The organism is Pseudomonas sp. P9_35 (assembly GCF_034008205.1).
GTDB classification, from domain to species: Bacteria; Pseudomonadota; Gammaproteobacteria; order Pseudomonadales; family Pseudomonadaceae; genus Aquipseudomonas; species Aquipseudomonas kilonensis.
Window position 1 is genome coordinate 2,737,177 of sequence record NZ_CP125373.1, and the last position, 13,304, is coordinate 2,750,480.

Consider the following 13,304-nt stretch of genomic DNA (forward strand, 5'->3'; position numbering starts at 1 on the left):
GGTAGGGGTATTCAAGCGGACAGCTGTCCACTTGCTGAAAAAACTACCGGACAACTGTCCGCTTTGCAATGCAGCGAAGGAAAAAACTTTGCCCAGGAATGAAGAATTGGCGATGCGTTCTGACGCCAAGAAAAACCGAGAACGAATTCTGAAGGTCGCCGTGGCAGAGCTGACACTCGATCCTGCGGTCCCGCTGAGCGCGATTGCGAAGAAAGCCGGCGTGGGGCAGGGCACGTTCTATCGCCATTTCGCCAACAGAGAGGCGCTGGTATTCGAGGTTTATCAATTCGAAATGCAGCAAGTGGCCTCGCTGGCCGAACAACTGCTCGCTACAAAACCACCTAAGGAGGCCCTGCGAGAATGGATGGATTGCCTCGTTGAATATGCAATGACAAAGTCCGGACTTGCGACCGCGATTCGGCAAGCAGCCTCTACTTACGAGTTCCCAGGGAAGTCGGGATACGCCCCCGTCCAGGCAGCCGCCGAGTTGCTTTTGAGGGCAAATGAAAAGGCCGGAACGATTCGTAGCGGGGTGACCCACGACGACTTTTTTCTAGCCACTGCCGGAATATGGCAAATAGATTCCCAGAGCGAATGGCGCTCACGTCTCGCCAGATTGATGGACCTGGTCATGGATGGTCTATGCGCTGGCAGCCCCGAAAGCCTGAAGAAGAAACCGTCCAGAACTGAGTGACCGCAGGGAAGTAGAGCGGCTATCAAGATCGTCTTTCAAACGAAAACGCAAGATTACTGCTGCTGCATCACGACCGGTCATGCCGTGTTCGAAGCGCCATGACCGGTGCGTTTTGCCGATTACTTTTGTGCCAGCAATGCCTTTCTTGCTGCCTTGTCGTGTTTCATGGCGGCGATTTCACGCTCGCAGGCCTCGACATCGAACGAGTTGTCCCACTTGGCAATGGCGATGGTGCCGATGCCGTTACCGATCAGGTTGGTAACGGCTCGCGCTTCGTTGAGGAACCGGTCAATGCCCAAGAGCAAAACCAGGCCTACCAGGGGAATGGAGTGGATGGTTGTGAGCGTTGCAGCCAGCGTTACGAAACCCGCGCCCGCCACGCCAGCCGAGCCTTTTGAGGTCAGCAGGAATACGCCCAGCAGAATTATCTGATCCACAAAGGTCAGTGGCGTATTGGTCGCCTGGGCGATAAAGATGGCAGCCATGGTGAGATAGATGCAGGTGCCGTCCGCATTGAAGGTGTACCCCGTAGGCAACACCATGCCCACGACGGATTTTTTGCAGCCAAGCTTTTCAAGCTTCACCATCATTCGCGGCAGCACGGCTTCGGTTGAGCAGGTGCCAAGCGTGATGAGAATCTCATCTTTGAAATAACGAAGAAATTGCATCAGCGGCATGCCCGACCATCGAGCAACCGAACCCAGCACCACCACGATGAAAATCAAGGTCGTGATGTAGAGCGCGACCAGCAATTGGCCGAGTGACAGCAAGGTCCCAATCCCGTATTTGCCAATAGTGAAAGCCATGCCGGCACCGGCACCAATCGGAGCCAGGCGCATGACCATTGCAACGACCTTGAACAGGCCTTGCAGGAACAGATCAATGGTGTTGATCAACGGCTTGCTGGTTTCGCCCATTTGAACCAGGGCTATACCCATCAATACCGAAAGCAGGATGATCTGAAGCATGACGCCATTGGAGAAGGCGCCGATGAAGGTTTGCGGGATGATATTGAGAAAGAAATCGATGGCGCCGCCTTGCTCACTGGCAGCTTGGCTGTATTTGTTAATGGCACTTCCATCAAGCGCGCTGGCGTTGATGTTCATGCCGACGCCAGGTTTCACGATGTTGACCACAATCAGGCCGACGACCAGGGCGATGGTTGAAAGAATCTCGAAGTAGATCAGCGCTTTTACGCCAATTCGGCCGACTTCCTTGATACTGCCCATCTTTGCGATACCGACAACGACCGTACCGAAAATAATGGGCGCCAACAGCATTTTGATCAGTTTGATGAAGCCATCGGCAAAGGGTTGGAGCTTGGCTCCGATATCTGGCAGGAAGTAACCGATTGCTGCACCGATCACGATGCCGATGAGTACTTGCACATACAGCTGGCCATACCAGCGGGATTTGGAGAATTCCACGGAAGCACCTCATTTTATTTTTGTGATGGGCATGTGGCTTGACGTTGGTGGGCGATGCCTGCCTGGTGCTGCGGCCCCTTGCACAGAGACCGCAGGTCGAGGGTGATCAGCCTTCGCTCAACTCACGCATTACAGCGTACAAAGCGGACTTGGCTTCGAAGCCAACACCTGGAATATCCGGCAGGCCGACATAGCTGTTTTCCACCTGGATCCCGTCAGCGAAGCCACCGAAAGGCTGGAACACATCCGGGTACGATTCGTTACCGCCAAGGTGCAGACCTGCTGCGATGTTCAGGGACATCTGGTGACCACCATGCGGAACTACGCGGCGGGAAGACCAACCCATTTCTTCCATCACCTTGAGGGTGCGCATGTACTCCACGAGCCCGTAGGACAGTGCACAGTCAAACTGGAGGTAGTCGCGATCGGGGCGCATGCCGCCGTGGCGCAGCAGGTTGCGGGCGTCCTGGTGGGAGAACAGGTTTTCACCGGTGGCCATGGGCAGTTCATAGTGATTTGCAAGCTCAGCCTGCAAGGCGTAGTCAAGCGGGTCGCCGACCTCTTCGTACCAGAAGAGGTTGTACTTCTTGATGGCTTCCGCGTAAGCAATACCGGTCTGCAGATCGAAACGACCGTTGGCATCGACGGCCAGTCGACGACCGTCGCCAACCACTTCGAGTACCGCTTCGATGCGACGGATATCTTCGTCCAGCGGCACCGCACCGATCTTCATCTTGACGACGTCGTAGCCACGATCCAGATAGCTCTGCATTTCCGCCTTGAGCTTGGTCTGGTCTTTGCCAGGGTAGTAGTAGCCGCCCGCTGCATAGACCCAGACCTTGTCATCGGCCACGCCGTTACGGTAACGGTCGGCCAGCAGGCGATACAGCGGTTTGCCTTCAATCTTGGCGACGGCATCCCATACGGCCATGTCGATGGTGCCCACTGCGACCGAGCGCTCGCCGTGGCCGCCTGGCTTTTCGTTGGTCATCAAGGTTTTCCAGATGGCGAACGGGTCCAGGTTGTTGTTGGCATGGTCGATGAGCGTGTCTGGATCCGCTTCCGTAATGCGCGCCAGGAAACGATCACGCATCAATGCGCCCTGGCCATAGCGTCCATTGGAGTTGAAGCCGTAGCCGATGACAGGCTTTCCGTCGCGAATCACATCAGTGATGACAGCGACAACCGAGCACGTCATTTTCGAAAAATCGATGTAGGCGTTAGCAATCGGGGAGGCAATGGAAACAGTTTTTTCACGAATGTCTACGATGCGCATGGCGGGGTCCTCTTGTTGTTTATGGCCCCACGTTAGGCTTTGCGATGTCACCCGCCCAATGCTATTAATGCCGCACCCTATGCACAGGAGGCATGGCCCTTGGAACTCGTTTGGCTTGAGGATTTTTCAGCGCTTGCGGAGTACGGCAGCTTCGTTCGGGCGGCTGAAGCGCGGCACGTTACCCAGCCGGCGTTCAGTCGCAGAGTGCGCTCGCTGGAGAGCTGGATGGGGGTGCAATTGTTCGTTCGAACGCCTCAAGGCGCGACACTGACTGAAGCCGGCAGGCAAATTTTGCCGAGTGCCCAGGAGGCTGCCAGGCGCTTGTACAGAATGCGCAACGAGGCTCAAGAGGTTGCTGGGATGGCTGCCAGGTCGCTTCAGTTTGCGGCAACGCATTCCCTGTCGTTTACATTTTTTCCCAGGTGGCTTCGAAGCTCGGAGAACGGTGCTCCCATCGAGGCTGTGCAACTGCACTCCGATAGCATGGCTGTCTGTGAGCAGATGCTGATACATGGCCAGGTTCAGTTTCTGCTTTGCCACCGCCATCCCGACGTTCCACCGCTACTGGCCCCTGATCAGTTCATCGGCAAGAAGGTGGGTGAAGACGTTCTTGTTCCTCTTGCGAGTGCCTCCGCCAACTTCGGCACCTCGCCTGCGGCCTTGCCATACCTGGCTTACACCCATGAGTCCGGGTTGGGGCGTATCGTCGCCCACAGGCTGCGTGGCAAAGAAGATTACCTTCACCTCAAACCCCTTTTCAGCAGCCACCTTGCAGCGGTGCTGATGTCCATGGCCCTGGAAAGCAAAGGCGTGGCCTGGTTGCCCAAGAGCCTCACCGAGCAGGAAATGCTGGATGGGCGCTTAGTCAGGGCGCTCGACGAAAGCTGGGACATACCGCTGGAAATTCATCTGACCCGTCCATCCGCGCCGCTCAGTCAATCTGCCGAAGCGTTCTGGGCCCGGCTGGGGCAGTGACCCGGCGCGTTTCATGTAACGCGCTGCGTTGCTCAATAAAAATAGAATTTGAGTGTGCAAATCGCCGCTGATCCCTTGCCGGGACCACGGCGAAGTGCCGAGCGTGTCGCTACTTGTAATGTTGTTCAAACACCGCCAACTGCTCAGGCTTGATCAACTGAAAGGGCACCCAGACGTCCGTTTCCACCGGCTCTCCCTTGATCATCTTGAGCGCTGCCTGTACTGCACTGGTCGCCTGGGCCTTGGGGTCCTGGAACACCGAGGCGACCAGCATCCCACGCTTGATCGCTGCCAGGCCGTCAGGCAAGCCGTCGATGCCGACAATCGCGATCTCGCCCTTGGTTTTGCCGGCCTGTTGCAAGGCCATGGCCGCACCGATGGCCATCTCGTCGTTGTTGGCGACGATGGCATCGAAACGACTGCCCGCCAATAGCCAGTTGCTGGTCAGGTCCATCCCTTTGTTGCGCTGCCACTCGGCGCTTTGCTGCTCGACAATCTTGATCCCGGGATAATCCTTGAGCACCTGTTTGACGCCTTCGGTGCGGTCGTGGGTGGCGTTTTGCGCCAGGTCGCCCATGATGATCGCAAGGTTGCCCTTGCCGCCGAGCTTTTCGGCCAGGTAGCGCATTTGCAACTGTCCGGCCTCGATGTCATTGGACGCGACCGTGACCACGCCTTTGGGCAAGGTGCGCTCGTCCGGGTGACGGTTGACGTAGACCAGCGGCGTCTTCGCTTCGACCGCGGCGCGGGTGATGTTGGCCGTGGCGGAGGTGTCCACCGGCAGGACAATGACCGCATCCACTTTCTGGTTGATAAAGCCCTGGACCTGGTTGAGTTGGCGCACCACATCGCCTTGGGCGTCCTCGAACTGGATCTTCACGTTTTCCTTTTTCGCGGCCTCGTCCAGACCATTACGCACGTAGGTCATGAAGTTGTCGTCGACCCTGGCGATGCTGACGCCGATGCGATAGTCGGCGGCGGCCCATTGGCTGAACAGCAATAGCAGGGTGGCGAAAAGCAGTGTGCAACGACGCATGATGGTTTTCCTTTTGTTGTTATGAGTTGTACGTCACCAAGAGCTGAAAATCTGCCGCACGTGTTGAATTCGGTGCGGGCTTTATCCATCAAGCGTGAAGGCTTGCCTGAAACGCTCAAGCGCGACCTCGCTGTCACCGCTGGCCCAGCCTTCGAGGCCGACGACACCGCTGTATCCCATGCCGAACAAGGCCCTGGCAATGGCGGGATAATGGATTTCACCGGTACCGGGCTCCATGCGCCCCGGGACGTCGGCGACCTGGATCTCGCCGATGGCGCTGCCGGCGCGCTGGATCAGTTCGATCAGGTTTCCTTCTCCGATCTGTGCGTGATAGAGGTCCAGGTTCATCTTCAGGTGCGGGTTGCCCACGGCCTCGATCAACGCCAGGGTGTCGTCGGCGCGGGCGAACGGCGTACCCGGGTGGTCGACTTCGGTATTGAGGTTTTCCAACAGGAATACCCGACCCGCGTCTTCGCCCAGGCGGGCGATTTTTTCCAGCGTCTTGCAGGCGCTCAACCACATGCGGCCGCTGGTCTGGGCCACGGGGTTGACCGGCAACCCCTGGTCACCCAGGCCGGTGCCATGCAGGTTCAGGCTGGGGCAGCCCAATTGAGCGGCGACGGCCAAGGATTCCTGGGCGCTGTCGAGCAGGTGTTGGATGTCCTCGGGATCGGTCAGGTTGCCGCAGATGTAGCCGGTCATGGAGGTGAAATCCGCGCCGGTCGCTACAAGGGCCTGGATGTCTTTGGTCGTCCAGTTCCATATCTCGACGCTGAAGCCCAGCGCGTGGATGCGTTTGACCCGCTCGATAAAGGGCAGGTCGAGAAAAACCATCTCGGCGCTGATCGCCAGTTTGAACGGTGTGAAGCTCATGAAAACGCTCCTTGCACACGCACTGTTTTGCCCTGTTGGAAGGATTCGATACAGGCGCGGGCGATGGCCAGTGCCGCCCGTGCATCTTCACCGCTGGCCAGAGGTTTCTCGCCGCTGCGCACGCAACTGACGAAGTGGTTGAGCTCGGCCACATAGGCATCACGCAGCAGGTCGGTGTCCATGCGCTGGGTATCGGCCTGGACCCCATTGGCCAGGTACCGCAGCAAATCAGAGTCGTTGACGTTGCCCATGGTCAGCATGCCAGCGCTGCCGAACACTTCGCCGCGGACATCGTAGCCATACACGGCCTGGAAATTGGCCTCGGCCGTGGCGATGGCGCCGTTATCGAAACGGATCGTGACCACCGCGGTGTCGAGAAACCCTTTGTCCTTGTAGGCCGGGGCGATCAGGGCATCGGCCATCACAAAAACCTCGACCGCCTCGGCGCCCGGATTCAGGTAGCGCAGGGTATCGAAGTCATGGATCAGCGTTTCCAGGAAGATCACCCATTGCGGCGAGGCGGCCGGGTTGTTCAGCGCTGGGTCGCGGGTCAGCGAGCGCAGCAGTTGTGGCGTACCGATCCGGCCGGCAACCACGTCCAGGTGAGCGGTGCGGAAACTTTTGGCAAAGCGACGGTTGAAACCGACTTGTAGCGTCACCCGTGCGTCGGCAGCGGCGGCGATGGCGCGGTCAGCTTCGTCCAGGGTGATGGCCATCGGTTTTTCACAGAACACCCCTTTGCCGGCCCGGGCCGCACTGATCACCAATTCGGCATGGCTGCGTGCCGGGGCGGCAATCAGCACGGCGTCGATGTCCGGGTCATCAAGTAATTGCTGTGGGTCGGTATAGACCTTCTGCACGTCCAGTTCTGCCGCCAGGCGTGCGGCTTGGCCGGGGGTAGGATCGGCGATGGCGGCGAGGCAGGCGCCGGGGATGTGCCGGGCGGCGGTCAGACCGTGAAAACTGCCCATGCGGCCGGCGCCGATGAGGCCAAGGCGAAGGGTCTTGGATGTGCTCATGAACATGACTCCCTTTATTGTTTTTACGACTCGGCGGTAAGAATGTCCTCGTCTGTCCAGGTAGGGAGCAAGCGCTGTGCCAATAATTAACTAGTTGATATTAAAGGGAATTTATTTGGTTTTATTCAAAATCATGTTCATTTAAATGACATGTCTATACTGACATGTCGAAAATATGAACATGTGGCCGGATATGAACCAGCAACCTGCAGCATTGAGCGCCGAAGACCGTGACTACCTCACCACGCTGGGCCCTGCGTCGTTGAACGAAGGGCCAGGCACTGCGCTGGATGAGGCTTGGCGCGCGTGCTTGCAGGGAGCTATCGAACGGCCTGCCGGGATCCGCCGGGTGATTTGGGAGTCCTGGTTGCGCAGCGTCGATGCCGGCCTCGATCCGGAAGACGGCGAGTACCGTTTTGTCGCGCCTGCCGACCTGACCGCGACACTGGCAGCCAACCGGGTGCTGATCGCCGCGGCGGCGCAAGTCATGCGCGGTTTGCTCGCCTATAACCCCAGGGGCCATATCAACCTGACCGATGCCGAAGGCACGACGTTGTATTTCTGTGGCCTGGACCTCACACCCATTGGCAGTCGATTGCTGGAGTCGGTACAGGGCACCAATTGCACCGGGCTGGCTATTGTCGAGGACCGTTTGGTGTATGTGCTGGCCGAGGAAAACTTCGGGCTTGGCCTGCGCCGGCGTCGCATGCATTGCGCCGCCGCACCGATCCGCGATGCCCAGGGCCGGACGCTGGGCATGTTGACCTTGACGGCAGAGCCCGGCTGGTTTCATTTCCATACGCTGGGCACGGTCCAGGCCGCGGCCGAGGCGGTCTCGCGGCAGATGGCGCTGCAAGCCTTGCTGGAAGAACAACAGACAGTCCTTGAAGTGCTCAACGAGGGCTTGGTGGTATTGGATGAGCAGGGCTGCATCAAGGCGCTCAACCATTACGCTCGGCAGTTGTTTCGCGTCGGCCATGACCTGCTCGGCAGTCCGTTCAAGAGCCTGGGCCAGAGCGAATTGACCGATGCAGTCCTGCTCGCGGGCGGGGACGGCGTGCGCGACCTGGACTGCACCTTTGAGCTGCACGACCGCAGCCATCTGGCCTGCCTGGTGTCGGTCTGCCCGCTGGAGCAAGGCGGGCGGATTGTGTCGTTGCGCGAGAACCGACGCATCCGGGAAATCACCCGGCGGATCATTGGCACCCAGGCCAGCTACACCTTCGAAACCATCCTTGGCCGTTCACAGGCGATTGAGGATGCACTGCACCTGGCGCGGGTTGCCAGTCGCAGTGATTCGACCACGCTGATCCTCGGTGAGAGCGGCACTGGCAAGGAGTTGTTCGCCCAGGCCATCCATAATGGCAGCGATCGATGTGGCGGGCCTTTTGTGGCGGTCAACTGCGGCGCCATTCCCCGTGACCTGGTGCAGAGCGAACTGTTTGGTCATGTCGAAGGCGCGTTCACCGGAGCGGCGCGCGGTGGGTCGGCAGGCAAGTTCGAATTGGCCGATGGCGGGACGATCTTCCTCGATGAAATCGGTGATATGTCCTTCGATGCACAGGTCAGCCTGCTGCGTGTCCTGCAGGAAGGCGAGGTGACACGGGTGGGGGCGAAAAAATCGCTGCGGGTCAACGTGCGCATCATCGCCGCCACCCATCGCAACCTGAGCCAGGCAGTGGCCGAAGGCGCCTTTCGCGAGGACCTTTACTACCGGCTCAACGTGCTGAACCTGACGGTGCCGCCACTGCGAATGCGCCGCGAGGATGTACCGTTGCTGGCGCGGCATTTCCTCGCGCGATGTGCCCGGTCGCTACGCAAGTCGATGCAGGACCTTTCGCCCGCGGCGCTGGATATGCTTGGCGCCTATCACTGGCCAGGCAATGTCCGTGAGCTGGAAAATGTCATTGAGCGGGCGACCAACCTGGCGATGACCGAACTGATCGAGCCGAACGATCTTGCCCTGGATATTAGGCAGAGAGGGCGCTCATCGACATGGGGAAGTGCCCCTGAGCCACGGATGGCGCCGGATCTTGGTACCCATGAGATGAATGCCATCATTGCCGCCCTCAAAGACACGCGCGGAAACATCCGTCTGGCTGCTCAGCGGCTGAATGTGTCGCGGGGTGGGTTGTACAACAAAATGAGCCGGTTTGGACTCAAGGTTGATGCGTTCCGTTCTTAGTGGGTGGCGCATGGTCAGGGGCGAGGTCAGAAAGCGGTTTTCTTGAAGCAGCGAGCGGACACGCCCCGATAGAACGACCAAATGGCGAGCCCCTGCACGACGACTGCTGCTGTCACGACGGCGACGATGGCGTGATTCGGATCGGTGAAGAGGGAGCGCACCAGGCCGAACAAGGCCGGGGCGAAGGCGTAGGTGGCTTGGCTGATCGCGACCATCAGGGCGATCACCCTGGCGGTTTGTTCACGGCTGAACTCGGTCTGGGCTATCAGTGGCGGCAAGGAGGTGGCATTGCCAATGCCCGAACCGATCAACACCACGGCTATCCAGGCCACTGTCGGGTGAAGGTCCAGGCCGAGAAGCATCAGCGTGCCCAACATCTGGACGGCATAGCCGAGGCAGGCCAGTTGTCGGCGGTTCATGCCTTGGATCATCAGGCGTGCGGCGACGTATCGGCCGCCCATCGCACTGGCAGTGGCCAGACCCATGGCGAATGAGGCGTCATGCGCCCCCATGCGCCCCACCAGGATCGAGTACAGGTGCGCGATCAAGCCGATCTGGGCGAACAGCCCCAAGGACATGCCGGCTGCCAGCGTGCGGAAACTTGCCGACCTGAGGGTCTGCATGGCGGTCCACGGCGTAGCGCCGGCGCTGATCGGCACGGGTTCCGGTTGGTCTGCATTGTCGGGATGTTGTCCCAGGCTTTGTGGGCTTTTGTTGAAGACCAGGAAAGCGAAGACGCCTATGAGCAACACCGCGACAATGCTGATTACCAGCGCCGCCATGGCAAAGCCGAAACGCTCGATCAGCAACACCCACAGCGGCGAAAAGATCACGCCACCCAGGCTGGCGCCGTTGTAGGCCTTGCCCAGGGCCTTGGGTCTTTCCTTGACGTACCACGGCGCGATCAGGGTGTTAACGGCCGCGGCACCCAATGTCACCCAGCCGATACCCGAGCAGACGGCGCCCGTATACAGCACCCATAACTGGTTGGCGTGAGCCCAGATGTTCACGCCGATACCCAGGACGATGCTGCCCAGCAGGGTGATGGCGGGTATCCCGACGCGTGCGTAAAGGCGTGGCAGGTTGGCGATGACAAGCGTGCCGCTGAGAAAGTGCAAGGTCACGGCAGCCGAGACCTGGGCGATCGGCCAACCCGTGCGCTCCATGACCGCTTGCATATAAATCGGCGGCCCATAGAAGCCGATTCCCCAGCCGATAATCGCCAGGATGAACGTGCAGGCCAGTACGGTTTTTCCAAAAAAACGGGTGCGTGTCATCGCCATCTCCTCCATGTTTGGCTCATAGGCTATGGGATCGACAGGTTCCTCACTTCGTGGTGCGTCGAACAATGGATGTCGAGCGAGGGCCGGGGCTGGAAGGATGTTACAAACTTGCTATTCCCCTTTTCGGGCCGATGACAGCAGAACCGACTATCCTTGCGGACACTGAATTTGAACACTGCATCCATAAAAAAAAGAGACGCCATGACACATTATGATCGCGCCATCGGCTCCAGACCCGGCATCACACGCTGTGATCAAACCTGTAAGGCCAGGTCCCGGTTGCTCAAGATAATTTCAATGACGGCTTTCTGTCTCTTCGCGGCAACGCCCGGATACGGCCAGGATCTACCGGCAGCGACGGACGCCACGGTGACGGTGAATCAAGCACAGGAAATGGTTGCCAAGGCCACTCTCGGCGCCGTTCCCTGGAGTGGCCCCGAATCCGGCCCGCGCGCCCAGCGCGGCAAGAGTATCGCCATTGTCGCAGAAGATATGCGCAACGGAGGTATTGTCGGTGTCGCCCAGGGCGCTCGCGAGGCCGCCAAGGCGATGGGCTGGACGCTGAGGGTATTCGATGGCGCTGGCTCCTCGGCCGGGCGTGCAAAGGCCTTTGCCGATGCCCTGGCGGCGAACCCCGATGGCCTCATTCTGTGCGGTGCCGACGCCCTTGAAAACAAGGCGGCGCTGGCCGTCTTCGCCGACAAGGGCGTTCCAGTGGTGGGCTGGCACGCCGGAGAGCGGCCCGGGCCGATTGATGGGACGCCGATGGCCATGAACGTCACGACCGACCCGCTCGAAGTGGCTCGCATCACGGCCATGGCGGCAGTGGCGCAGTCGAACGGAAAGGCCGGGGTGGTCATCCTGACCGACTCCAGGTACAGCATCGCCATGGCGAAAGCCAAGGCCATGGAAAACGTGATTCGGGCCTGTCGGGAGTGCTCGTTGCTGGAGGTGCGCGATGTCGCGATCTCCGAAAGCCGCGAGAAAATGCCGGCGATCACCACGGAACTGCTTCAGCGCCATGGCAAGCGTTGGACCCACACGTTGGCCATCAACGATATCTATTTCGACTACGCGGTGGCCACCTTGGCCAGCGCCGCGATACCCCGCGACGGCATCAGTCTGATGTCGGCCGGTGACGGGAGTGCTTCGGCGTTCTTGCGCATACAGGAAAAAAACTACCAGACCGTCACCGTGGCCGAACCGCTCAATGTGCATGGCTGGCAGGTGATCGATGAATTGAACCGACTGATGGCAGGTCAGCCGGTGAGCGGTTTCGTGGCACCGGTTCACTTGGTCAATGCCGACAATATCACCTTGGACGGCGGGACGAAGCTCCTGTACGACCCCAGCAATGGTTATCGAGACATCTATCGATTCCAGTGGAATCCCTGAGCGCTGGACGTGGCTTCACGGCCAGGGAGTCTGGGTCTCCCAGGCCGCCAACGGTCTATCGAAAAATAATGGCCTCGACCTGTCGATTTCGGCCATTGCCATTCGATTAGTCCGTAGAGCCGCCACAAGGGCGGCTTGATCCATCCATTCTCAGGAGATACCAGCATGCGATTTATGGTGATCGTCAAAGCCAGTCCGGAATCGGAAGCCGGAGAAATGCCCAGCGCGGACCTGCTGGCCGCCATGGGTGCCTACAACGAAGAACTGGTCAAGGCCGGGGTGATGCTCGCCGGTGAAGGCCTGCATCCCAGTGCCGAGGGCGTGCGCGTGCAGTTTTCCGGCAAGGACCGGACGGTGATCGACGGGCCCTTTGCTGAAACCAAGGAGCTGATCGCCGGCTTCTGGATCTTCAAGGTCCAGTCACTGCAGGAGGCCATCGACTGGGTCAAGCGCTGCCCGAACCCGATGGTCAGCGACAGTGAAATCGAGATCCGCCAGCTCTTCGAGCTCGAGGAGTTCGGCGAGTCCTTTACCCCTGAATTGCGCGAGCAGGAAGAACGCTTGCGGGCGCAGATGTCCGGCCAATCGTGAAACCGACTGCAGGAGACCCGACCATGAGAATCATTCCTTACCTGACCTTCAACGGTAACTGCAAGCAAGCCTTCGCTTTGTATGAGGAGGTACTGGGCGGCGAACTGTTTTCCATGTCTTTTGCCGAGGCCCCCGAGGAAACCGGGATGCCCAAGGATCCCAACCTGATCATGCACACTTGCCTGACCGTCGGCGCTTTCAGCCTGATGGCCTCCGATTGCCCGCCAGGCCAGCCGTTTCGCAAGCCGCAAGGCGTGTCGGTTTCCCTCAACGTCGACAGCGTGGGGGAGGCCGAGCGGCTATTTAAAGGCTTGAGTGCAGGTGGCAGCGTGTACATGCCCTTGGAGAAGACCTTTTGGGCGGAACGCTTTGCCATGTTCGAAGACCGTTTCGGGATTGCCTGGATGGTCAATTACGAGGGGGGAAAATAAGTCGAGCGCAGCCCATGGATGGACGACTCGGGTGAACCTTGCGCCAATACTGCGTTCACTTATTGAGGTGCCGTTTTAAGTGGTCCTGTGGGAGCGAGCTTGCTCGCGATGGCGGTGGA

At 59.3% G+C, this 13,304-nt stretch carries 12 protein-coding genes; 6 read left to right on the forward strand and 6 right to left on the reverse strand.

Translation table 11 applies throughout. From position 1 onward, the window contains the following. Positions 1 to 112 precede the first annotated feature (112 nt). Positions 113 to 694, forward strand: coding sequence for a TetR/AcrR family transcriptional regulator (locus tag QMK47_RS12130; RefSeq protein ID WP_253478486.1), 582 nt, complete (start codon positions 113 to 115; stop codon positions 692 to 694). Between the two features lie 119 nt (positions 695 to 813). Here QMK47_RS12130 and dctA read toward each other — a convergent pair whose 3' ends face one another. Further along, positions 814 to 2,121, reverse strand: coding sequence for a C4-dicarboxylate transporter DctA (gene dctA / locus QMK47_RS12135; protein ID WP_320390263.1), 1,308 nt, complete (start codon positions 2,119 to 2,121; stop codon positions 814 to 816). Positions 2,122 to 2,227: 106 nt separating this feature from the next. Continuing rightward, complete coding sequence (locus QMK47_RS12140) at positions 2,228 to 3,397, reverse strand: mandelate racemase/muconate lactonizing enzyme family protein (protein WP_253473592.1); 1,170 nt, start codon at positions 3,395 to 3,397, stop codon at positions 2,228 to 2,230. 99 nt (positions 3,398 to 3,496) lie between these two features. Here QMK47_RS12140 and QMK47_RS12145 point away from each other — a divergent pair, with 99 nt between their 5' ends. After that, positions 3,497 to 4,372: a LysR family transcriptional regulator gene (locus tag QMK47_RS12145; RefSeq protein ID WP_320390264.1), complete on the forward strand. Its 876-nt coding sequence runs from the start codon at positions 3,497 to 3,499 to the stop codon at positions 4,370 to 4,372. A 109-nt stretch (positions 4,373 to 4,481) separates the two neighbouring features. Here QMK47_RS12145 and QMK47_RS12150 read toward each other — a convergent pair whose 3' ends face one another. The 3 genes from QMK47_RS12150 to QMK47_RS12160 form a co-directional block, all read right to left on the reverse strand. Continuing rightward, a complete protein-coding gene (locus QMK47_RS12150; RefSeq protein ID WP_320390265.1) occupies positions 4,482 to 5,408 on the reverse strand; it encodes a sugar ABC transporter substrate-binding protein in 927 nt (308 codons plus the stop codon). An 81-nt stretch (positions 5,409 to 5,489) separates the two neighbouring features. Further along, complete coding sequence (locus QMK47_RS12155; RefSeq protein ID WP_320390266.1) at positions 5,490 to 6,281, reverse strand: TIM barrel protein; 792 nt, start codon at positions 6,279 to 6,281, stop codon at positions 5,490 to 5,492. Then, a complete protein-coding gene (locus QMK47_RS12160; RefSeq protein ID WP_320390267.1) occupies positions 6,278 to 7,300 on the reverse strand; it encodes a Gfo/Idh/MocA family oxidoreductase in 1,023 nt (340 codons plus the stop codon). The genes QMK47_RS12155 and QMK47_RS12160 overlap by 4 nt, the downstream gene beginning before the upstream one ends. Before the next feature lie 193 nt (positions 7,301 to 7,493). Between QMK47_RS12160 and QMK47_RS12165 the strand changes: the two genes are divergently transcribed. Further along, positions 7,494 to 9,485 (forward strand): sigma-54 interaction domain-containing protein, encoded by a 1,992-nt coding sequence (locus tag QMK47_RS12165; RefSeq protein WP_320390268.1) that lies wholly within the window; start codon positions 7,494 to 7,496, stop codon positions 9,483 to 9,485. A gap of 26 nt (positions 9,486 to 9,511) precedes the next feature. On the opposite strand, the gene QMK47_RS12170 is transcribed toward QMK47_RS12165, so the two are convergent. Next, positions 9,512 to 10,762 carry an MFS transporter gene (locus QMK47_RS12170; protein ID WP_320390269.1) on the reverse strand — a complete coding sequence of 417 codons (1,251 nt, stop codon included), beginning with the start codon at positions 10,760 to 10,762 and terminating at the stop codon, positions 9,512 to 9,514. Between the two features lie 381 nt (positions 10,763 to 11,143). Between QMK47_RS12170 and QMK47_RS12175 the strand changes: the two genes are divergently transcribed. From QMK47_RS12175 to QMK47_RS12185, 3 genes are all read left to right on the forward strand, one after another. After that, the gene (locus tag QMK47_RS12175; protein ID WP_214509363.1) at positions 11,144 to 12,163 is read left to right on the forward strand and encodes a substrate-binding domain-containing protein; all 1,020 of its coding nucleotides are present in this window, start codon (positions 11,144 to 11,146) and stop codon (positions 12,161 to 12,163) included. A gap of 165 nt (positions 12,164 to 12,328) precedes the next feature. After that, positions 12,329 to 12,754, forward strand: coding sequence for a YciI family protein (locus QMK47_RS12180; protein WP_258690900.1), 426 nt, complete (start codon positions 12,329 to 12,331; stop codon positions 12,752 to 12,754). Between the two features lie 23 nt (positions 12,755 to 12,777). Further along, positions 12,778 to 13,185, forward strand: coding sequence for a VOC family protein (locus tag QMK47_RS12185; RefSeq protein ID WP_258690901.1), 408 nt, complete (start codon positions 12,778 to 12,780; stop codon positions 13,183 to 13,185). The last annotated feature ends 119 nt before the right edge of the window (positions 13,186 to 13,304 follow it).